This window comes from Variovorax paradoxus, assembly GCF_029919115.1.
In the GTDB taxonomy this organism is placed as follows: domain Bacteria; phylum Pseudomonadota; class Gammaproteobacteria; order Burkholderiales; family Burkholderiaceae_C; genus Variovorax; species Variovorax paradoxus_O.
This window is the reverse complement of sequence record NZ_CP123990.1, coordinates 3937525-3956528: the sequence shown is the minus strand read 5'-3', so window position 1 is coordinate 3956528 and position 19004 is coordinate 3937525. Positions and strand designations below refer to the sequence as shown.

General features: G+C 63.3%; 25 protein-coding genes and 1 tRNA gene. 18 read left to right on the top strand and 8 right to left on the bottom strand.

Annotated elements, in window-relative coordinates; all coding sequences use genetic code 11:
• From rplE to QHG62_RS19010, 16 genes are all read left to right on the top strand, one after another.
• Positions 1-540, top strand: a complete 540-nt coding sequence (rplE, locus tag QHG62_RS19085) for a 50S ribosomal protein L5 (RefSeq protein WP_013544114.1) — start codon at positions 1-3, stop codon at positions 538-540.
• Positions 541-548: 8 nt separating this feature from the next.
• Positions 549-854 carry a 30S ribosomal protein S14 gene (gene rpsN / locus QHG62_RS19080; protein ID WP_258502860.1) on the top strand — a complete coding sequence of 102 codons (306 nt, stop codon included), beginning with the start codon at positions 549-551 and terminating at the stop codon, positions 852-854.
• Between the two features lie 20 nt (positions 855-874).
• On the top strand, positions 875-1270 hold the full coding sequence (rpsH, locus tag QHG62_RS19075) for a 30S ribosomal protein S8 (protein ID WP_021012928.1): 396 nt from the start codon (positions 875-877) through the stop codon (positions 1268-1270).
• Positions 1271-1294: 24 nt separating this feature from the next.
• The gene (gene rplF, locus QHG62_RS19070) at positions 1295-1828 is read left to right on the top strand and encodes a 50S ribosomal protein L6 (protein WP_009124809.1); all 534 of its coding nucleotides are present in this window, start codon (positions 1295-1297) and stop codon (positions 1826-1828) included.
• A gap of 14 nt (positions 1829-1842) precedes the next feature.
• Entirely contained in the window at positions 1843-2208 is a 366-nt protein-coding gene (gene rplR, locus QHG62_RS19065) for a 50S ribosomal protein L18 (RefSeq protein WP_262073592.1), read from the top strand.
• 18 nt (positions 2209-2226) lie between these two features.
• Positions 2227-2745: a 30S ribosomal protein S5 gene (gene rpsE / locus QHG62_RS19060; protein WP_042577478.1), complete on the top strand. Its 519-nt coding sequence runs from the start codon at positions 2227-2229 to the stop codon at positions 2743-2745.
• 35 nt (positions 2746-2780) lie between these two features.
• Positions 2781-2966: a 50S ribosomal protein L30 gene (rpmD, locus tag QHG62_RS19055; RefSeq protein WP_009124818.1), complete on the top strand. Its 186-nt coding sequence runs from the start codon at positions 2781-2783 to the stop codon at positions 2964-2966.
• An 11-nt stretch (positions 2967-2977) separates the two neighbouring features.
• Positions 2978-3409 (top strand): 50S ribosomal protein L15, encoded by a 432-nt coding sequence (rplO, locus tag QHG62_RS19050; RefSeq protein ID WP_062364115.1) that lies wholly within the window; start codon positions 2978-2980, stop codon positions 3407-3409.
• 26 nt (positions 3410-3435) lie between these two features.
• The gene (gene secY / locus QHG62_RS19045) at positions 3436-4749 is read left to right on the top strand and encodes a preprotein translocase subunit SecY (protein WP_281147159.1); all 1314 of its coding nucleotides are present in this window, start codon (positions 3436-3438) and stop codon (positions 4747-4749) included.
• A 75-nt stretch (positions 4750-4824) separates the two neighbouring features.
• The gene (gene rpmJ, locus QHG62_RS19040) at positions 4825-4938 is read left to right on the top strand and encodes a 50S ribosomal protein L36 (protein WP_013544106.1); all 114 of its coding nucleotides are present in this window, start codon (positions 4825-4827) and stop codon (positions 4936-4938) included.
• A gap of 23 nt (positions 4939-4961) precedes the next feature.
• Positions 4962-5327 (top strand): 30S ribosomal protein S13, encoded by a 366-nt coding sequence (rpsM, locus tag QHG62_RS19035; protein WP_013544105.1) that lies wholly within the window; start codon positions 4962-4964, stop codon positions 5325-5327.
• A gap of 12 nt (positions 5328-5339) precedes the next feature.
• On the top strand, positions 5340-5744 hold the full coding sequence (gene rpsK, locus QHG62_RS19030) for a 30S ribosomal protein S11 (RefSeq protein ID WP_009124825.1): 405 nt from the start codon (positions 5340-5342) through the stop codon (positions 5742-5744).
• A 130-nt stretch (positions 5745-5874) separates the two neighbouring features.
• Complete coding sequence (gene rpsD, locus QHG62_RS19025; protein ID WP_013544104.1) at positions 5875-6498, top strand: 30S ribosomal protein S4; 624 nt, start codon at positions 5875-5877, stop codon at positions 6496-6498.
• A 128-nt stretch (positions 6499-6626) separates the two neighbouring features.
• Positions 6627-7616, top strand: coding sequence for a DNA-directed RNA polymerase subunit alpha (locus tag QHG62_RS19020; protein WP_057593154.1), 990 nt, complete (start codon positions 6627-6629; stop codon positions 7614-7616).
• Between the two features lie 83 nt (positions 7617-7699).
• The gene (gene rplQ, locus QHG62_RS19015) at positions 7700-8098 is read left to right on the top strand and encodes a 50S ribosomal protein L17 (protein ID WP_028258418.1); all 399 of its coding nucleotides are present in this window, start codon (positions 7700-7702) and stop codon (positions 8096-8098) included.
• A gap of 18 nt (positions 8099-8116) precedes the next feature.
• Positions 8117-8193: transfer RNA gene (locus QHG62_RS19010), tRNA-Met, on the top strand.
• A 96-nt stretch (positions 8194-8289) separates the two neighbouring features.
• On the opposite strand, the gene QHG62_RS19005 is transcribed toward QHG62_RS19010, so the two are convergent.
• Genes QHG62_RS19005 through QHG62_RS18980 form a run of 6 tightly spaced genes read right to left on the bottom strand, consistent with a single transcriptional unit; the run spans position 8290 to position 15187 of the window.
• A complete protein-coding gene (locus tag QHG62_RS19005; RefSeq protein WP_126748520.1) occupies positions 8290-8688 on the bottom strand; it encodes a RidA family protein in 399 nt (132 codons plus the stop codon).
• A complete protein-coding gene (locus QHG62_RS19000) occupies positions 8685-10307 on the bottom strand; it encodes an AMP-binding protein (RefSeq protein WP_281147098.1) in 1623 nt (540 codons plus the stop codon). Before QHG62_RS19000 ends, QHG62_RS19005 begins: the two co-directional genes overlap by 4 nt.
• Before the next feature lie 5 nt (positions 10308-10312).
• On the bottom strand, positions 10313-11506 hold the full coding sequence (locus QHG62_RS18995; protein ID WP_281147095.1) for an acyl-CoA dehydrogenase family protein: 1194 nt from the start codon (positions 11504-11506) through the stop codon (positions 10313-10315).
• A gap of 3 nt (positions 11507-11509) precedes the next feature.
• Complete coding sequence (locus tag QHG62_RS18990; RefSeq protein WP_281147093.1) at positions 11510-12364, bottom strand: enoyl-CoA hydratase family protein; 855 nt, start codon at positions 12362-12364, stop codon at positions 11510-11512.
• Positions 12361-12837, bottom strand: coding sequence for a MarR family winged helix-turn-helix transcriptional regulator (locus QHG62_RS18985; protein ID WP_126748516.1), 477 nt, complete (start codon positions 12835-12837; stop codon positions 12361-12363). Before QHG62_RS18985 ends, QHG62_RS18990 begins: the two co-directional genes overlap by 4 nt.
• A gap of 1 nt (position 12838) precedes the next feature.
• A complete protein-coding gene (locus QHG62_RS18980) occupies positions 12839-15187 on the bottom strand; it encodes a bifunctional salicylyl-CoA 5-hydroxylase/oxidoreductase (RefSeq protein ID WP_432445622.1) in 2349 nt (782 codons plus the stop codon).
• Positions 15188-15344: 157 nt separating this feature from the next.
• On the opposite strand from QHG62_RS18980, the gene QHG62_RS18975 reads away from it, so the two are divergent.
• A complete protein-coding gene (locus QHG62_RS18975) occupies positions 15345-16613 on the top strand; it encodes a class I SAM-dependent methyltransferase (protein ID WP_281147088.1) in 1269 nt (422 codons plus the stop codon).
• Positions 16614-16625: 12 nt separating this feature from the next.
• A complete protein-coding gene (locus QHG62_RS18970; protein ID WP_281147086.1) occupies positions 16626-16949 on the top strand; it encodes a DUF1840 domain-containing protein in 324 nt (107 codons plus the stop codon).
• A gap of 13 nt (positions 16950-16962) precedes the next feature.
• Here the strand turns inward: QHG62_RS18970 and QHG62_RS18965 are convergent, their stop codons facing one another.
• Positions 16963-17979, bottom strand: coding sequence for a Bug family tripartite tricarboxylate transporter substrate binding protein (locus QHG62_RS18965; protein WP_281147084.1), 1017 nt, complete (start codon positions 17977-17979; stop codon positions 16963-16965).
• Between the two features lie 63 nt (positions 17980-18042).
• The gene (locus tag QHG62_RS18960) at positions 18043-18969 is read right to left on the bottom strand and encodes a LysR family transcriptional regulator (RefSeq protein ID WP_281147082.1); all 927 of its coding nucleotides are present in this window, start codon (positions 18967-18969) and stop codon (positions 18043-18045) included.
• Between the last annotated feature and the right edge of the window lie 35 nt (positions 18970-19004).

Here is a 19004-nt window from a genome sequence, read left to right as displayed (position 1 = left end):
ATGGCACGTCTCCAACAACACTATCGCGAAAAGATCGCGAAAGACCTGACGGAAAAGTTCGGCTACAAGTCGCCGATGCAGGTCCCCCGCCTCACCAAGATCACCCTGAACATGGGTGTGGGTGAAGCTGTCGCCGACAAGAAGGTTCTCGACAACGCTGTTGCCGACCTCACCAAGATCGCCGGCCAGAAGCCCGTGGTCACCAAGTCGAAGAAGGCTATCGCCGGTTTCAAGATCCGCGAAAACCAACCTATCGGCTGCATGGTCACGCTGCGTGGCGTGCAGATGTATGAGTTCCTGGACCGTTTCGTGACCATCGCGCTGCCGCGTGTTCGCGACTTCCGCGGCATCTCCGGCCGTGCGTTCGACGGCCGTGGCAACTACAACATCGGCGTCAAGGAACAGATCATTTTCCCCGAGATCGAATACGACAAGGTCGATGCCCTGCGCGGTCTCAATATCAGCATCACGACGACGGCCAAGACCGACGAAGAAGCCAAGGCGCTTCTCGCTGGTTTCCGTTTCCCGTTCAAGAACTGAGGTGATCTGTGGCTAAAGCATCTTTGATCCAGCGCGAACTCAAGCGCGACAAGCTGGTCGCCAAGTACGCTGCGAAGCACGCGGAACTGAAGGCAATTTCCAACGACGTGAAGAAGAGCGACGAAGAGCGCGCTGCTGCCCGCCTGGGCCTGCAAAAGCTCCCGCGCAACGCGAACCCCACGCGTCAGCGCAACCGCTGCGAAATCACCGGTCGCCCCCGTGGCACCTTCCGTCAATTCGGTCTGGCCCGCGCCAAGATCCGCGAACTGGCTTTCAATGGCGACATCCCCGGTGTCACCAAGGCCAGCTGGTAAGCCAGGCAGGAGCAAACAACATGAGCATGAGTGATCCCATTGCCGACCTGCTGACGCGTATCCGTAACGCGCAGATGGTGGCGAAGCCCACTGTGTCGGTCCCGTCTTCCAAGGTGAAGATCGCGATCTCGCAGGTCCTGAAGGACGAGGGCTATATCGACGGTTTCCAGGTCAAGACCGAAGACGGCAAGTCCGAACTCGTCATTACCCTGAAGTACTACGCTGGCCGTCCGGTCATCGAGCGCATCGAGCGCGTGAGCCGCCCCGGCCTGCGCGTCTACAAGGCCAGTGCTTCCATTCCGCAAGTCCAGAACGGCCTCGGTGTTGCGATCGTCACCACCCCCAAGGGCGTGATGACCGACCGCAAGGCGCGCGCTACCGGTGTCGGTGGCGAAGTGCTGTGCTACGTCGCCTAACCGAGACATCGAGGAGTAACTGAAATGTCCCGAGTAGGAAAAATGCCGATCACCATCCCCGCAGGCGTGGATGTGTCGATCAAGGAAGACCAGATCAGCGTCAAGGGTACGGGCGGCACGCTCAACCTCGCACGCAACGCACTGGTCAAGATCGTCAGCAATGACGGCAAGCTGAACTTCGAGCCCGCCAACGAATCGCGTGAAGCGAACGCAATGAGCGGCACGATCCGTCAGCTGGTGAACAACATGGTGGTTGGCGTGACCAAGGGCTTCGAGAAGAAGCTCAACCTGGTCGGCGTCGGCTACAAGGCCGCAGCGTCCAACAACAAGTTGAACCTGCAAGTCGGTTATTCGCACCCGGTCAACATCGACATGCCGCAAGGCATCACGGTGGCCACCGCGACCCCGACCGAAATCGTGATCAAGGGTGCTGACCGTCAGCGCGTTGGTCAAATCGCCGCTGAGATCCGCGCTGTTCGTCCGCCTGAGCCTTACAAGGGCAAGGGCATCCGTTATTCGGACGAGAAGATCGTGATCAAAGAGACCAAGAAGAAGTAAGGGGCAGCAAAATGATGTTGACCAAAAAAGCACAGCGTCTTCGCCGCTCGCGCCAGACCCGCATCCGCATCGCGACGCAGGGCGTGGCCCGTCTGACGGTGAATCGCACCAACCTGCACATCTATGCCACCGTCATCTCCGACGACGGCACCAAGGTGATTGCCACCGCATCGACGGCCGAAGCCGAAGTGCGCACGGCACTCGGCGGCTCGGGCAAGGGTGGCAATGCCGCCGCTGCAACGGCCATCGGCAAGCGCATCGCTGAAAAGGCGAAGGCTGCCGGCGTCGAGAAGGTCGCCTTCGACCGCGCAGGTTTTGCGTACCACGGCCGCGTCAAGGCGCTGGCCGAGGCGGCCCGCGAAGCCGGTCTGCAGTTCTAACCGGACACGAGATTCAAAATGGCAAAGATTCAAGCAAGAACGCAGAACGAAGGCCCTGAAGACGGTTTGCGCGAGAAGATGATCGCGATCAACCGCGTCACCAAGGTGGTGAAGGGTGGTCGTATCCTCGGTTTCGCAGCACTCACCGTCGTGGGCGACGGCGAAGGCCGCGTCGGCATGGGCAAGGGCAAGTCGAAGGAAGTGCCTGCTGCCGTACAAAAGGCGATGGAAGAAGCCCGTCGCAACCTGGCCAAGATCTCGATCAAGAACGGCACGCTGCATCACCGCGTGACGGGTCATCACGGCGCCGCTTCGGTCGTCATGATCCCCGCACCGAAGGGTACCGGCATCATCGCCGGCGGCCCGATGCGCGCCGTGTTCGAAGTCATGGGCATCACCGACATCGTGGCCAAGAGCCATGGTTCATCGAACCCCTACAACATGGTTCGCGCCACGCTCGACGGGTTGAAGAACTCGACGACCGCGTCCGAAGTGGCTGCCAAGCGCGGCCTGACCGTCGAAGAAATCTTCGCCTGAGCGCAAGCTCTCGCAAGGCTGAAGGAAGCATTCAAATGACGACGCAACAACAAACCCTCAAGGTGCAATTGGTCAAGAGCCCGATTGGCACCAAGGAATCGCATCGCGCGACCGTGCGTGGCCTCGGCCTGCGCAAGCTCAACAGCGTGAGCGAGCTGCAAGACACCCCCGCGGTGCGCGGCATGATCAACAAGATCAGTTATCTGGTCAAAGTTCTGTAAGAGAGACTGATATGGAACTCAATGGCATCAAGCCGGCAGCCGGCGCCAAGCACGCCAAGCGCCGTGTTGGCCGCGGTATCGGCTCCGGTATCGGCAAGACCGCAGGTCGCGGTCACAAGGGTCAGAAGTCGCGCGCAGGCGGTTTCCACAAGGTCGGCTTCGAAGGCGGTCAAATGCCGCTGCAGCGTCGCCTGCCGAAGCGTGGCTTCAAGTCGCACCTGCTGAAGTTCAACGCCGAAGTCACGCTGACTGCCCTCGAGCAGCTCGGCCTGGCCGAAGTGGACATCCTGGCGCTCAAGCAAGCCGGCCTCGTGGGCCAGCTCGCCAAGGTCGTCAAGATCGTCAAGACCGGTGAACTCACCAAGGCCGTCAAGCTGACGGGCGTGGGCGCAACCGCTGGTGCCAAGGCTGCGATCGAAGCAGCCGGCGGCAGCATCGCCTGATCACACTGGACTGAAAGAAGTTCTTCGTGGCAACTAACGCGGCAACGATCGCAAAAACAGGCAAGTTCGGCGACCTCCGCCGCCGGCTCGTCTTTTTGCTGCTCGCGCTCGTGGTCTATCGGATCGGCGCGCACATTCCTGTGCCGGGCATCAACCCGGACCAGCTGGCTGCGTTGTTCCAGGGCCAGCAGGGCGGCATTCTGAGCCTGTTCAACATGTTCTCGGGCGGGGCGCTGTCGCGCTTCACCGTGTTCGCGTTGGGGATCATGCCGTACATCTCGGCGTCGATCATCATGCAGTTGATGACCTACGTGGTTCCTACCTTCGAGCAATTGAAGAAGGAAGGCGAGGCTGGCCGTCGCAAGATCACGCAGTACACGCGCTATGGCGCACTCGGTCTGGCCTTGTTCCAGTCGTTCAGCATCGCAGTGGCGCTCGAGTCGTCTGCCGGCCTGGTCAACTCCCCCGGTTTCGGCTTCCGCCTGACCGCGATGGTGAGCCTGACGGCCGGTTCGATGTTCCTGATGTGGCTTGGCGAGCAGATCACCGAGCGTGGCCTGGGCAACGGCATCTCGATCCTGATCTTTGCAGGTATCGCGGCCGGTCTGCCAAGCGCCATCGGCGGTCTCGCTTCGCTGGTGACCACCGGTGCAATGAACCCGATCGTTGCGCTCTTCATCATCGCGATCGTGGTGCTGGTCACCTACTTCGTGGTGTTCGTCGAACGCGGCCAGCGCAAGATCCTCGTGAACTATGCGCGGCGCCAGGTTGGCAACAAGGTCTATGGCGGCCAGTCGTCGCACCTGCCCTTGAAGCTGAACATGGCCGGTGTGATTCCGCCGATCTTCGCCTCGTCGATCATCCTGCTGCCCGCAACGGTGGTTGGCTGGTTCAGCACCGGTGAAGGCGGTTTCCGCTGGATCAAGGACATTGCCAGCGCACTGCGCCCGGGCGAGCCGATCTACGTGCTGCTGTACGCTGCCGCGATCGTTTTCTTCTGCTTCTTCTACACGGCACTCGTGTTCAACAGCAAGGAAACGGCCGACAACCTGAAGAAGAGTGGTGCTTTCATTCCTGGCATTCGCCCGGGTGACCAGACCGCTCGCTATATCGACAAGATTCTGGTTCGCCTGACGTTGGCCGGCGCGGTGTATATCACCTTCGTCTGCCTGCTGCCCGAGTTCCTGATCCTGAAGTACAACGTACCGTTCTACTTCGGTGGTACCTCCCTGCTGATCATCGTGGTCGTCACGATGGACTTCATGGCCCAGGTGCAAAACTACATGATGTCCCAGCAGTACGAATCGCTGCTGAAGAAGGCCAACTTCAAGACATCGTAGGGCCGTGAGTTTCAGTATTGAGAATATTGGGTGTGGGCGGTGTACCGCCACGTTAAACAGTTTTAGGAGAATGAAATGAGAGTTTCGGCTTCGGTCAAAACCATCTGCCGTAATTGCAAGGTCATCCGCCGTAAAGGTGTGGTGCGTGTGATTTGCACCGACCCGCGCCACAAGCAGCGCCAGGGTTGATTGAAGAGTATTAGAGGACGCACATGGCACGTATTGCTGGCATCAACATTCCGCCGCACAAGCACGCTGAAATCGGCCTGACCGCCATCTTCGGCATCGGTCGCACGCGCGCCCGTCAAATCTGCGAAGCGAGCGGCATCGAATATTCGAAGAAGATCAAGGACCTGACTGACGCCGATCTCGAAAAGATCCGCGACCAGATTGCCTTGTTCACCATCGAAGGCGATCTGCGTCGCGAGACGACGATGAACATCAAGCGTTTGATGGACATCGGCTGCTATCGCGGCTTCCGTCACCGTCGCGGCCTGCCGATGCGCGGCCAGCGCACGCGCACCAATGCCCGCACCCGCAAGGGTCCGCGCAAGGCTGCGCAGTCCCTGAAGAAATAAGGATAGACCAGCATGGCTAAAGCACCTGCAAACAACGCCGCACAGCGCGTTCGCAAGAAGGTTCGCAAGAACGTTGCGGACGGCATCGCCCACGTGCATGCCTCGTTCAACAACACCATCATCACGATCACCGATCGCCAGGGCAACGCCCTGTCGTGGGCTTCGTCGGGTGGCCAGGGCTTCAAGGGCTCGCGCAAGTCGACGCCGTTCGCTGCGCAGGTTGCTTCCGAAGTTGCCGGCCGTGCTGCTGTCGAGCAAGGTATCAAGAACCTCGACGTCGAGATCAAGGGCCCCGGCCCCGGTCGCGAATCGTCGGTGCGCGCACTGGCTGCGCTCGGCATCCGGATCAATTCCATTGCCGACGTGACGCCCGTTCCGCACAACGGCTGCCGTCCCCAGAAGCGTCGCCGCATCTGATCGTCAGTCCGCAAGGCGCAGCCGGCTCTTGAGCGGCTGCGCATTTGTTTTTTAACTAAGCCCACCGCCATCCGCGTTTTCGCCGATGGCTCCCGCAGGCAACTGCGGCAGATGACACAAAGGAAACCACGTGGCACGCTACCTCGGCCCCAAGGCCAAACTTTCCCGCCGCGAAGGCACCGACCTGTTTCTGAAGAGCGCCCGCCGCTCCATTCAAGACAAGGCCAAGTTCGACTCCAAGCCCGGCCAGCACGGCCGCACTTCGGGTCAGCGCACGTCGGACTACGGTCTGCAACTGCGTGAAAAGCAGAAGGTCAAGCGCATGTACGGCGTGCTCGAAAAGCAATTCCGCCGTTACTTCGAGGAAGCCGACCGTCGCCGTGGCAACACCGGCGCCAACCTGCTGTTCATTCTCGAATCGCGCCTAGACAACGTGGTCTACCGCATGGGCTTCGGCTCGACGCGCGCTGAAGCACGCCAGCTCGTGTCGCACAAGGCGATCACGGTGAACGGCCAGTCGGTCAACATTCCGTCGTACCTGGTGAAGACCGGCGACGTGATCGCTGTGCGCGACAAGTCGAAGAAGCAGACCCGCATTGCCGAAGCGCTCCAACTCGCCCAACAAGTCGGTATTCCGGCCTGGGTCGAAGTGAATGCCGACAAGGCCGAAGGTACCTTCAAGAAGGTGCCCGATCGCGACGAATTCGCAGCCGACATCAACGAATCGCTGATCGTCGAACTGTACTCGCGCTAAACAGACGATAACGGGCCGCTCTTCGCGGCCCGAATTTGATTTTTTTGTTCCCATCGGGAGGCACTTCCGATGGGTGCTTCACCAGCCTTACCGGTGTAACGAGCCGGGGGTATTGAGAGGAAGTCTGCATGCAAACCACCCTGCTGAAACCCAAGACCATTCAGGTCGAGCAACTTGCCGCCAACAAGGCCAAGGTTACGCTCGAGCCTTTCGAGCGCGGCTACGGCCACACGCTCGGCAACGCGCTGCGTCGCGTTCTGCTGTCGTCGATGGTCGGTTATTCGGCCACTGAAGTCACGATCGCCGGCGTTCTGCATGAGTACTCGTCGATCGACGGCGTGCAGGAAGATGTCGTCAACATCCTGCTGAATCTCAAGGGCGTGGTGTTCAAGCTCCACAACCGCGACGAAGTCACGCTGAGCCTGCGCAAGGACGGCGAAGGCGCGGTGCTCGCGTCTGACATCCAGACCCCGCACGACGTCGAGATCATCAACCCCGACCACGTGATCGCGCACCTGTCGCAAGGCGGCAAGCTCGACATGCAGATCAAGGTTGAAAAGGGCCGCGGCTACGTGCCCGGCACGATGCGCCGCTACGCCGACGAGCCGACCAAGTCGATTGGCCGTATTGTTCTGGACGCTTCGTTCTCGCCCGTCAAGCGCGTGAGCTACACCGTCGAAAGCGCTCGTGTCGAACAGCGTACCGACCTGGACAAGCTGCTGGTCGAAATCGAAACCAACGGCGCGATCACCGCTGAAGACGCGGTTCGCGCCTCGGCTAAAATCCTGGTCGAGCAACTGGCTGTGTTCGCACAACTCGAAGGCGGCGAACTGGCTGCATTCGATGCGCCGGCACCGCGCAGCGCTCAGCAATTCGATCCGATCCTGCTGCGCCCTGTCGACGAGCTCGAACTCACCGTGCGTTCGGCCAACTGCCTGAAGGCCGAAAACATCTACTACATCGGTGACCTGATCCAGCGCACCGAGAACGAGCTGCTCAAGACCCCGAACCTGGGTCGCAAGTCGCTCAACGAAATCAAGGAAGTGCTTGCCTCCCGCGGCCTGACCTTGGGTATGAAGCTTGAAAGCTGGCCGCCGGCCGGCCTCGACAAGCGTTGATTTTTTGAATTGAGCCCATGAGGGCTCGTGCCCGGGCAGTACCTGATACGGCTGCCTGTTTAATAAAGTAAAGGAAAAGCACCATGCGTCACGGACACGGACTCCGCAAACTCAACCGCACCAGCTCGCACCGCCTTGCGATGCTGCAGAACATGATGAATTCGCTCATCGAGCACGAAGTCATCAAGACCACGGTCCCCAAGGCCAAGGAACTGCGCCGCGTCATCGAACCGATGATCACGCTCGCCAAGAAGCCCACGCTCGCCAACAAGCGCCTGGCTTTCGACCGCCTGCGCAGCCGCGACAGCGTCGTCAAGCTCTTCGGCGAACTCGGCCCGCGCTTCGCAGCGCGTCCGGGCGGCTACACCCGCATCCTGAAGATGGGTTTCCGCGTTGGCGACAATGCACCCATGGCTCTGGTCGAACTGGTCGACCGTCCTGAAATTAAAGAAGAAGCCGCCGAGCAAGGCGCTGCTGAATAAGGTATAATTCCATCTTGCCGCGCGATGGAGCAGCCTGGTAGCTCGTTGGGCTCATAACCCAAAGGTCGCAAGTTCAAATCTTGCTCGCGCAACCAATTTAAAAGGCCCTTTGAATTTCAAAGGGCCTTTTTTCTTTGGTCGATGGGTCCAGATAAAAAGCCCTCTTCGTGAGGGCTTTTTTGCTCTGCCGGTCAGTCGGGAATGACCGCCGTCACCTCGATCTCGACCTTGGCGCGGTGCTCGACCAGCGCCGCCACCTGCACGCAGGTCATGGCCGGAAAGTTGCGCCCCATTGCCTCGCGGTACACGGGGCCGAGCTCGGCCAGCCGCCGGCTGTATTCGTCGCGGTCCGTCACGTACCAGGTCATTCGCACCATGTGCTCGGGGCCGGCGCCGGCTTCGCGCAGCACTTCGGCGATATTGCGCAGCGCCAGGCCACATTGGTCGATGAAGTCGTCCGACTCGAACTGCTGCTGTGCATTCCAGCCGATCTGTCCGCCGACGAACACCATGGTGCCGCGTGCGGCCACGCCATTCGCATAGCCCTTGGGGGGCAACCAGCCCGGTGGCTGCAAGAGTTTGTTCATCATGTTGTGCTGTTGAGTTGTCTCAGTTTGAATCGCTGAAGCTTGCCGGTCTCGGTGCGCGGAAGCACCGTCACGAATTCGATCTCCCGCGGGTATTTGAACGGCGCGATGCTGGCCTTCACGTGGTCCTGCAGCGCCTTGACGAGTGCGTCGCCGCCTTCATGGCCGGGCTTCAGCACGCAGAAGGCCTTCACGATCATGCCGCGGTCCGGGTCGGGCTTGCCGATCACGCCGCACTCGGCCACGGCCGGGTGCCTGAGCAGCGCATCTTCCACCTCGGGCCCGCCGACGTTGTAGCCGGCCGTGATGATCATGTCGTCGGCGCGCGCCTGGTAGAAGAAGTAGCCGTCGTCGTCCTGCACGAACGAATCGCCGGGGTAATTCCAGCCGTTCTTCACGTAGTCTGCCTGGCGAGGATCCTCCAGGTAGCGGCAACCGACCGGCCCCTGCAGCGCCAGCTTGCCGACCGTACCGCGCGGTACTTCGTTGCCCTGGTCGTCCACCACCTTTGCCGTGAAACCCGGCACCACCTTGCCGACCGCACCGCGGCGCACCTGGTCGCCCGCGGCGGAAATGTAGATGTGGAACACCTCGGTGCCGCCGATGCCGTCGAGCATCTCGATGCCGGTGGCTTCCTTCCAGAGTTGTCGCGTCGCGTCGGGCAATGCCTCGCCGGCGCTCACGCAGATGCGCAGGCTCGGCGCGCCGTGCTGGCGAACAAAGGGTGCCATCTGTCGGTAGAACGTGGGTGCGGTGTAGCAGATGGTCGCGCCGACCTCATTGATGAGCTTCACGAGCCCTTCGGGCGTGAACGGCGCATCGGCAAAGTACACCGAGGCGCCGGCCCACATCGGGAACACCAGCAACCCGCCGAGCCCGAAAGTAAAGGCCAGCGGCGGCGAGCCGATCACGATGTCGTCGCTTCGAGCCTGCAGCACGTGGCGCGGCCATGTCTCGCACATCGCAAGCACATCGCGGTGCGTGGTGACCGGTGCCTTGGGCTTGCCCGTGGTGCCCGATGTGAATGCGAGCAATGCGATGTCGTCCGACGCCGTCGGGCACGCCGTGAACACGCCGCTTTTGGCCGCCGCGCGTGCCGACAGCGAATCGGGCGCATCGGGCTTGTTGAAGGCAATCACCGATGCAAGCACCGGATGCTCGCGCTGCGCCATCGAGAGCTCGTCGAGCAGGCGGCCGTCGCACAGCGCCGCCACCGGTTGCGCTTTCTCGATGATGTCGCCCAACTCCTTGGCGCGCAGCAGCGGCATGGTGGCCACCGCAATCAAGCCGGCCTTGACCACTGCGAGCCACGCCAATGCCATGGCCACCGAATTGCCGCCGCGAAGCAGCACACGGTTGCCCGGCACGAGCGCCAGATCTTCGGTGAGCACCTGCGCGATGCGGTTGACCTCGACGGCCGCCTGTGAGTAGGTCAGCGTGCCTGTCGGCGAACGCAGCATCGGCTTGTCGCCGAACCCCTTGGCGGGCGCCTTGTCCAGAAGCTCCTCGACCAGGTTCAGCTGGTCGGGCAGCTGCAACTCCGGAAGATCGTAGCGAAAGACCGGCAACTGCTCGGCGGGCGGCAGGCGGTCGTGAACGAAGCGGTCGACTTGGGCAGACACGGTATTTATCCCCGCAGAACGGATTTGCCAATGATCAGTTGTTGAACCTCCGTCGCGCCTTCATAGATGCGCAGCGAGCGGATGTCGCGGTAGAGGCTTTCAATCTTCGTGCCAACCTTCACGCCGAGGCCGCCGTGCATCTGCAGCGCCATGTCGATCACGCGGCTTGCGTTCTCGGTGGCGCACATCTTGGCCATGGCCGCGGCAGCGGACACATCGCCCACCGCGGCTGCACCGCGGTGCTCGGCGTCGTCGCGCATCCACGCGGCGCGGTAGGTGAGCAACGCCGCGCTGTCGATCAATGCGGCCATCTCGCCCAGCTTGGCCTGAGTGAGCTGGAAGTCGGCGAGCGTCTGGCCGAACATGCGCCGGGTCTTTGCATGAGCGATCGCCTCCGCGAGTGCGCGGCGTCCCATGCCGAGTGCCGCTGCTGCCACCGACGCGCGAAAGATGTCGAGCGTGCGCATCGCGAGCTTGAAGCCACCGTTGAGCTCACCCAGCTGCGCCGTGCGCGGCACAACGCAGTTGTCGAAGCGCAAAGTGGCCAGCGGGTGCGGCGCCATCACGTCGATGTGCTCGGAGGTATCGAGCCCGGGTGTCTTCGCATCGACGATGAACACCGTGATGCCGCGCGTACCGCCCGTGGGGTCGGTCTTTGCGAACACGCAATAGAAGTCGGCGATGCCGCCATTGCTGATCCAGGTCTTTGCGCCGTTCAGCCGCCAGCCTTCGGCCGTGGGTTCGGCGCGCATCGCCATCGCGGCCACGTCCGATCCCGCATCGGGTTCGCTCAGCGCAAAGGCCGCGATCTTCTCGCCCTTGCCCACGGCCGTGAGGTACTGCGACTGCTGCTCGGGCGTACCCGCAAGCGTGATCGCGCCGCTGCCCAGCCCCTGCATCGCAAACGCGAAGTCGGCCAGCGGCGAGTGGTAGCCCAGTGTTTCGCGCAGCAGCACGAGCGCGCGCGAATCGAGACGCTCGAGCGCGCCACCCGCGCTGCCGGGCACCGCATAGCGCAGCCATCCGCCGCCGCCAAGGCGCCGCACCCACTCGCGGCAGGCCGCGCGGTCGTCGCGCTCATCGATCTCTTGCGCTACGCACCATGGCAGCAGGTCGCGCGCGAGCGAGCGATGGGCTTCGTCGAAGAAGGGCAGCGCGAGGTGCGCCGTGGAAGGTGGTGCGGGGATCTTCGTCATCATGGCTCAGTCCCCACCGAACACCGGCTTGCGCTTGGCGGCGAAGGCTTCGTAGGCACGCTTGAAGTCTTCGGTCTGCATGCAGATCGCCTGCGCCTGCGCTTCAGCCTCGATGGCCTGGTCGATGGTCATCGACCATTCCTGCGAAAGCATTGTCTTGGTCATGCCGTGCGCAAAGCTCGGGCCTTCGGCCAGTTCGCGCGCCACTTTGGTGGCAGCCTCGAGCAGCGCATCGCTTTCGTGCAGCGCGTTGAAGAAGCCCCAGGCGTGGCCTTCGTGCGCCGTCATGGCGCGTCCAGTGAACAGCAGCTCCGATGCACGGCCCTGGCCGATCACGCGCGGCAGCAGTGCGCACGCACCCATGTCCGCACCGGCAAGGCCCACGCGCGTGAAAAGAAAGGCGGTGCGCGTGGCGGGCGAACCGTAGCGCAGGTCGCAGGCCAGCGCAATCATCGCGCCGGCGCCGGCGCACACGCCGTCGATGGCACCGACGATCGGCTGCGGGCATGCGCGAATCGCCTTCACCAGGTCGCCCGTCATGCGTGTGAACTCGAGCAGCTCGGGCATGCGCATGCCGGTGAGCGGGCCGATGATCTCGTGCACGTCGCCGCCCGAGCAGAAATTGCCGCCCGCACCGGTGATGACGATGGCCTTCACATCGGTGGCGTAGTTCAGCGCGCGGAACAGGTCGCGCAGTTCGGCGTACGAATCGAAAGTGAGCGGGTTCTTGCGCTCGGGCCGGTTCAGCGTGATGGTGCCGACGCCGGCTTCATAGCTCCACGCGAAGTGCCTGGCCTCGTAAGGCGCCTTGGCCTCGAACTGCGCGTGCATGGGATTGCCCGCTCCGATGTAGTGCTTCATTCGGCCTCCGCCATCTGGCTGTGTGAGTGTTGCTTGACCTTGCCGAGCAGCTTGTGAAGCTGCGCGATTTCCTTGGCGCTGAGGCCCGCGAAGGCGTCGACGATCCAGTCTTCGTGCTGCTGCGCCATTTCGTTGAAGAGCTTGCGACCGCGCGCGGTAAGACGCACGCGCCAGGCGCGCCGGTCGCCCTCGACGTCGACGCGCTCCACCAGCCCTTCGGTCACCAACTGGTCGGTGATGCCGGTCACGTTGCCGCCCGTCACCATCATGCGGCGCGAGAGCTCGTTCATCTTCAGGCCGTCGGGCGCACGCTCGAGCTGCGACATCAGATCGAAGCGCGGGAGCGTGGTCGAGAACTGCGAGCGCAGTTCGTTGCGCACCTGCTTCTCGATCAGCTGCGTGCAGGTGAGGAGCCGCAGCCAGAGGCGCAAGGCCTCGGGGTGCTCGCTGTGGGCGCGTGCTTCGAGGTCCATCTCAGTGTGTCTCCTCGTTGTTCTGCGCGGCCATTGCGGCGTTGGCCGCCGCGGCAATCTGCTGCTGCTTGGCGATCTCTCGGTACATCTGGTCGCGCCCGCTCAGGTATTGCTTCGGCCAGTCGACATCGCGGCTCTGCAGCTTCGCGGCTTCGTGCAGCGTCCAGGCGGGGTCGGCAAGGTGCGGGCGGGCGATGGCGCAGAGGTCGGCGCGCCCCGCGGCAATGATGCTGTTGGCTTGGTCTGCATCGGTGATGGCACCCACGGCAATGGTCGAGATGCCGACCTCGTTGCGGATGCGGTCCGAGAACGGCGTCTGGTACATGCGGCCGTAAACCGGCTTGGCGGCGCGCGTGGTCTGGCCGGAAGACACGTCGATGAAATCGGCGCCGGCTTCCTTGAAGAGCCGGGCGACGATGACCGCGTCCGCATCGGTGTTGCCGCCAGGCGCCCAGTCGTGCGCGGAGATGCGCACGCTCATCGGCTTGTCTTCAGGCCAGGCGGCGCGCATCGCGCGGAACACATCGAGCGGGTAGCGGCAGCGCGCTTCGATACTGCCGCCGTACTCATCGGTGCGCAGGTTGGTCAGCGGGCTGATGAAGGCCGACAGCAGGTAGCCGTGCGCGCAGTGCAGTTCGAGCCAGTCGAAGCCGCATTCGGCCGCGCGGCGGGTGGATTCGACGAACCGCTCGCGCATGTCGTCCATCTGCTCGCGCGTCATTGCGGCCGGCAACTGGTTCTGCTCGCCATAGGCCACCGCGCTAGCGGACAGCAACGGCCAGTTGCCGCTTTCCAGAGGCTCGTCGGTGCCTTCCCAGCCCACGCGCGTCGACCCCTTGGCTCCGCTGTGGCCAAGCTGCATGGCGATCTTCGCGCTCGACTGCGTGTGCACGAAATCGACGATGCGCTTGAACGCGGCCTGCTGCGCATCGTTATAGAGCCCGGTACAGCCGGGGGTGATGCGGCCTTCAGGGGTCGGGCTCGTCATCTCGACAAACACCATGGCGGCGCCGCCCAGCGCACGTGCACCCAGGTGCACCAGCAAGAAGTCTTGAGGCACGCCGTCGACCGCGCTGTAGGTGGCCATCGGGGACACCAGGATGCGGTTCTTCAGCGTGAGGCCGCGCACCGCAAGCGGCATCAGCATGGGCGCCACGGGCTTGCCGCCCGCGAGCCACCGCTCGTAGCCGCCGAGCCATTCGGTGTCGCGCACGCGCAGGTTCTCGTGGCTGATGCGCTGCGAGCGCGTGAGCAATGAATAGGCAAACTGCTCGATCTGCATGCCGGTGTAGCGCGGCACGTTTTCGAACCATTCCGTGGAGTTGCGCGCTGCGTTCTGGATCTTGAGCACTTCGACGCTGCGGCGTGCCTCATAGCCTTCGAGCACGTGGTCGACAGTGCCGCCCTGCTCGAATTCATTCGCCAGGTCGATCGCGTCTTCCAGCGCGAGCTTGGTGCCCGAGCCGATCGAAAAGTGCGCCGTGTGCGCCGCATCGCCCATCAGCACCACGGGCACCGAGCGGCCCTGCACGTCGATGCGGTGCGTCCAGCGTTCGCACACCACGCGCGGAAAGCGGATCCAGTTGGCCGACCCACGCAGGTGCGTGGCGTTACTGATGAGCGGATGGCCGCCCAGGTACTTGGCGAACAGCTTTTCGCAGAACGCGATGGCCTCGGGCTGTTCCATCTGGTCGAGGCCATGGGCCTTCCACACCGCCTCGGGCGTTTCCACGATGAACGTGGATGTCTTGTCGTCGAACTGGTAGGCATGCGCCTGGAACCAGCCGTGCTCGGTCTGCTCGAAGGCGAAGGTAAATGCGTCGAAAGTCTGGTGCGTGCCCAGCCACACGAAGCGGCAGTTGCGCAGGTCGATGTCGGGCTTGAACACATCGGCATAGCGCTGGCGAATGCGGCTGTTGAGGCCGTCACTGGCAATCACCAGGTCGGCGTTGTACTGGGCCGCAATGGCCTGGTCGTCGGTCGCGTCGGTTTCGAAGACCAGCTTCACGCCGAGCGCCAGGCAGCGCTCCTGCAGGATGTTCAGCAGCCGCTTTCGGCCGATGCCGCAGAAGCCGTGCCCGCCGGAGCGCACCTGCCGGCCCTTGAAGAACACCTGGATGTCGTCCCAATGATGGAACTCGTTACCGATGAGCGCCGCGGTCTCCGCGTCGGCCGCCGCCAGGTTGGCCAGCGTCTGGTCGCTGAGCACCACGCCCCAGCCGAAGGTGTCGAAGGGGCGGTTGCGCTCGACCACGGTGATGTCGAGCGCGGGGTTGCGCGCCTTCATGAGCAGCGCGAAATACAGCCCGGCGGGACCGCCGCCGATGCACAGGATGCGTTGAAGGTCCATGGCGGGTGCGGCTGAAGCGCCGGCGGTTAGGCTGTTCATGATTGAATAGTTTAAGCATAAACAATCTGATGTCAACGGTGCCACTACCAGCGGCCCGGTACTCTGCCTTGCGCGGTGTCATGCAAAAACTCCAGAAAATCAATACCATGGCGCCACCATGCAAAGCTTGATACCCAAAATCGAGTCGCAGCTTGCGTCGCTGCCCGTGCCCATCGCGCTGGAATTGCCCGATGGCCGAAGAGTCGCCAAGCCGGGGTCCCGCGTTACCCTGGCGTTCAGCGAGTGGTCGGCGCTGGCCAAGCTGGCGGCCAGGCAGGTGGGCGCCATTGGCGAGGCCTATGTGGAAGGCAAGGTCCAGATCGAAGGCGCAATGCGCGACCTGATCGACGCGACAGTGGGCATGCTGCCCGGCAACCCCGCCGAGACCAACACCACCTGGTGGACCCGCCTGCTGCGGCTGGCCAAGTCCCGCGGCTCCCATTCATTGAACAAGGATGCGGAGCAGATCCAGTTCCACTACGACGTTTCGGACGACTTCTATGCGCTGTGGCTCGACCCGCGCCGGGTCTATTCGTGCGCCTACTTCCGCACCCCCGACCTGACGCTTGCCCAGGCGCAGGAAGCCAAGCTCGACCACATCTGCCGCAAGCTGCTGCTGCAACCCGGCGAGCGTTTCCTGGACATCGGCTCCGGCTGGGGCGGGCTGCTCATGTGGGCTGCCGAGCACTACGGCGTGGACGCGACCGGCATCACGCTGTCGAAGAACCAGCATGCGCATGTACAGCGCCTCATCGAGGAAAAAGGCCTGCAAGGCCGGGTGCGCGTGGAATTGCGCGACTACCGCGAGCTTTCGGCCGACGCGCCTTTCGACAAGATCGCGTCGGTCGGCATGTTCGAGCACGTGGGGGCGGCCAACATGCCGACCTATTTCCGCAAGATCCATTCGCTGTTGAAGCCCGGCGGCTTGGTGCTGAACCACGGCATTACCTCGGGCCAGCTCGACTACCGCCAGCTCGGCGCGGGCATGGGCGACTTCATCGAGAAGTACATCTTTCCGGGTGGAGAGCTTCTGCACGTGACGCATGTGCTGCGCGAAACGGCCGCCGCGGGGCTGGAGATGGTCGATACCGAAAGCCTGCGGCCGCACTACGCGCGCACGCTCTGGGCCTGGTCGGACTCGCTCGAGGCGCAGCTTGGCACGGCGCGCGAGGTGCTCGAGCGCACCGGCGGGGCGCAAAGCCGCAACGCCGAGCGAATTCTGCGGGCCTATCGCCTCTATCTGGCGGGCTCCGCCATGAGCTTCGAGCAGGGTTGGATCTCACTTCACCAGATGCTTTCCACCAAGCCGGACGGCAGGGTGGAACACGGTGCGCTGCGCGGTTCGCAATCGGTGTACCCTTTTGCCCGTGACTACATCTACAAGTGAGTAAAAACAACCATGCTGTATAAATTCCAGTCGCGGGCAACGCCTGACTTCGTCATGCTGGAGGTGCATGCACGCCAGCTGCTCGACATCGTCGGCAAGCCGGCGGCACCCCAGGGCATCATCACCGTCGAGCAGATTCCCGCTGCCATTGCGGCGCTCGAATCGGCGCTGGCACGCGAGGCCAGCAATTCGCACAACCACGACGACCACGTTGTCGAAGGCCATGCCAATGACGCCGAAAAGCAGCATGTAAGCCTGCACCAGCGCGCCGCGCCGCTGCTTCACATGCTGCGGGATTCCCTGGCCGAGAAAAAGGACGTCACCTGGGGCACCTGACCAGTCCGGGGGGTTAGTCGACCTTTGCGCCGGAGTCCTTCACCACCTTGGCCCACTTCACATGCTCGCTGGCAATCAGCTTGGTGAAGTCGGCCGGTGAATTGCCGCTCGGGATCGCGCCCTGGGCCAGCATCTTTTCCTTGATGGCCGGCGTGCCGAGAGATTTGGCCACTTCCTGCTGGATGCGGTTCACGATGTCCGGCGAGGTACCCGCCGGCGCCAGCAAGCCGAACCACGAGCTGGCCTCGAAGCCCTTGAGCGCCGGGCCGCCTGCCTCCGCAACCGTCGGAATATCGGGCAGCGCAGGCGAACGTTGGGCGCTGGTCACGGCCAGCGCCGTGAGCTTGCCGCCCTTGATCTGCGCCATCGACGAAGGCAGGTTGTCGAACATCACGTCGGCATTGCCGCCCACCATGTCCAGCAGCGCCGGGCCCGAGCCCTTGTATGGAATGTGCGCCATGTAGGTGCCGGTCATGCTCTTGAAGAGCTCGCCCGCCAGATGGATGGACGTGCCGCTGCCGCTGGACGCCATGTTGAGCTTGCCGGGGTTGGCCTTGGCGTACTTGATGAAGTCCTGCACGTTGTGGATGTTCAGCGCCTTGGCCTTCTCTGCGTTCATTTCCATCACGTTGGGAACGGCCGCCACCAGCGTGATCGGCACAAAATCCTTGATCGGGTCGAAAGGCAGCTTGGGGTAGAGAGCGCGGTTGATGCCGTGCGTGCCCACCGTGCCCATCAGCAGCGTGTAGCCGTCGTTCGGCGCACGCGCCACGAGCTCGGCGCCCACGTTGCCGCCCGCACCCGCCCGGTTGTCCACGATGAACTGCTGCCCGAACGCCTTCGAGAGTTCGGGCGCTACGGCGCGCGCCAGGATGTCGGTGGTGCCGCCCGCAGCAAAGGGCACGACAATGCGCACCGGCTTGTTCGGCCAGGTGTTCTGGGCCCACGAAGGGATTGCCGAAAGGGCGATGGCTGCAGCCGAAGCGGCAAGCGCAGCCCGGCGGTTCGTTTTGAAAATTGAAGAAGTCATGCGCGCGTTTGTACAGGCGAACGGCGCCAGGCGTCGCGGGTAAAAACCCCGGTGGCGCGACGGTTAAGCCACCTGCATGCGCTGTGCAAAGCGCTCGCGGCGAAAGCGCTCCAGCACAAAGTCGATGAACACCCGCGTCTTCGCCGGCAGGAGCTTCTTGCTCGGGTAATAGAGCCACACGGCGCCCGCATCGAAATGCCACTCCGGCAGCAGGCGCACCAGTTCGCCGGTGCGCAGCCCGCGCTCGACGAAAGGCATCGGCAGCATGGCCACGCCCAGGCCCATCAGTGCGGCATGGGCAATGGCTTCCGGGTCGTTGAAGATGGCGCGCGGCCGGGGGAGCTCCACCGTGGTCTGGTCGCCCTTGGCATGCTGCAGCGTCCAGCTGCGCAGCCGTCCCGTGGGCGACGAGCGGCGCAGCAGCGCATCGAACTGCGCCAGCTCCGCCGGATGGCGGGGCAGCGTACGGCCGGCCATGTACCCCGGCGCCGCCACCGCCACCACATGGATGCGCGCTAGCTCCCGCGCCACCATGCCGGGCGACAGCTCGATGCCGCCTCCAATCGCTGCGTCGAAGCCCTCGCCCACCAGGTCCACCTGGTGGTTGTCGAAGTGCCAGTCGGGCAGGATGGCCGGGTAGCGTGCGAGAAAGTCGCCCATCAGGGGCAAGACGTGCTCGCGGCCGAACGCCTGGCCCATGCTCACCTTCAGCGTTCCGGCGGGCTGGCCGTCGTCCTTCGAGATGTCGGCGACGGCGTCTTTCAGGGTAGTGAGCGCCCCGCCGATCTGCCCCAGGAAGCGCTCGCCGCCCTCCGTCAATGTCAGGCGGCGCGTGCTGCGTTGGAACAGCCGAACGCCCAGCCGCGCTTCGAGCCGGGCAACGTTCTTGCTCACCGCCGCGGGTGTGAGCCCCAGCCTCCGGGCGGCGGCCGAGAAGCTGCCGCTCTCGGCGCTCTGTACAAAAGACTCGAGGTGGTTGAGCGGTTCCATCCGCGTATTTTCAACCAATGGTTGAATTTGATTGC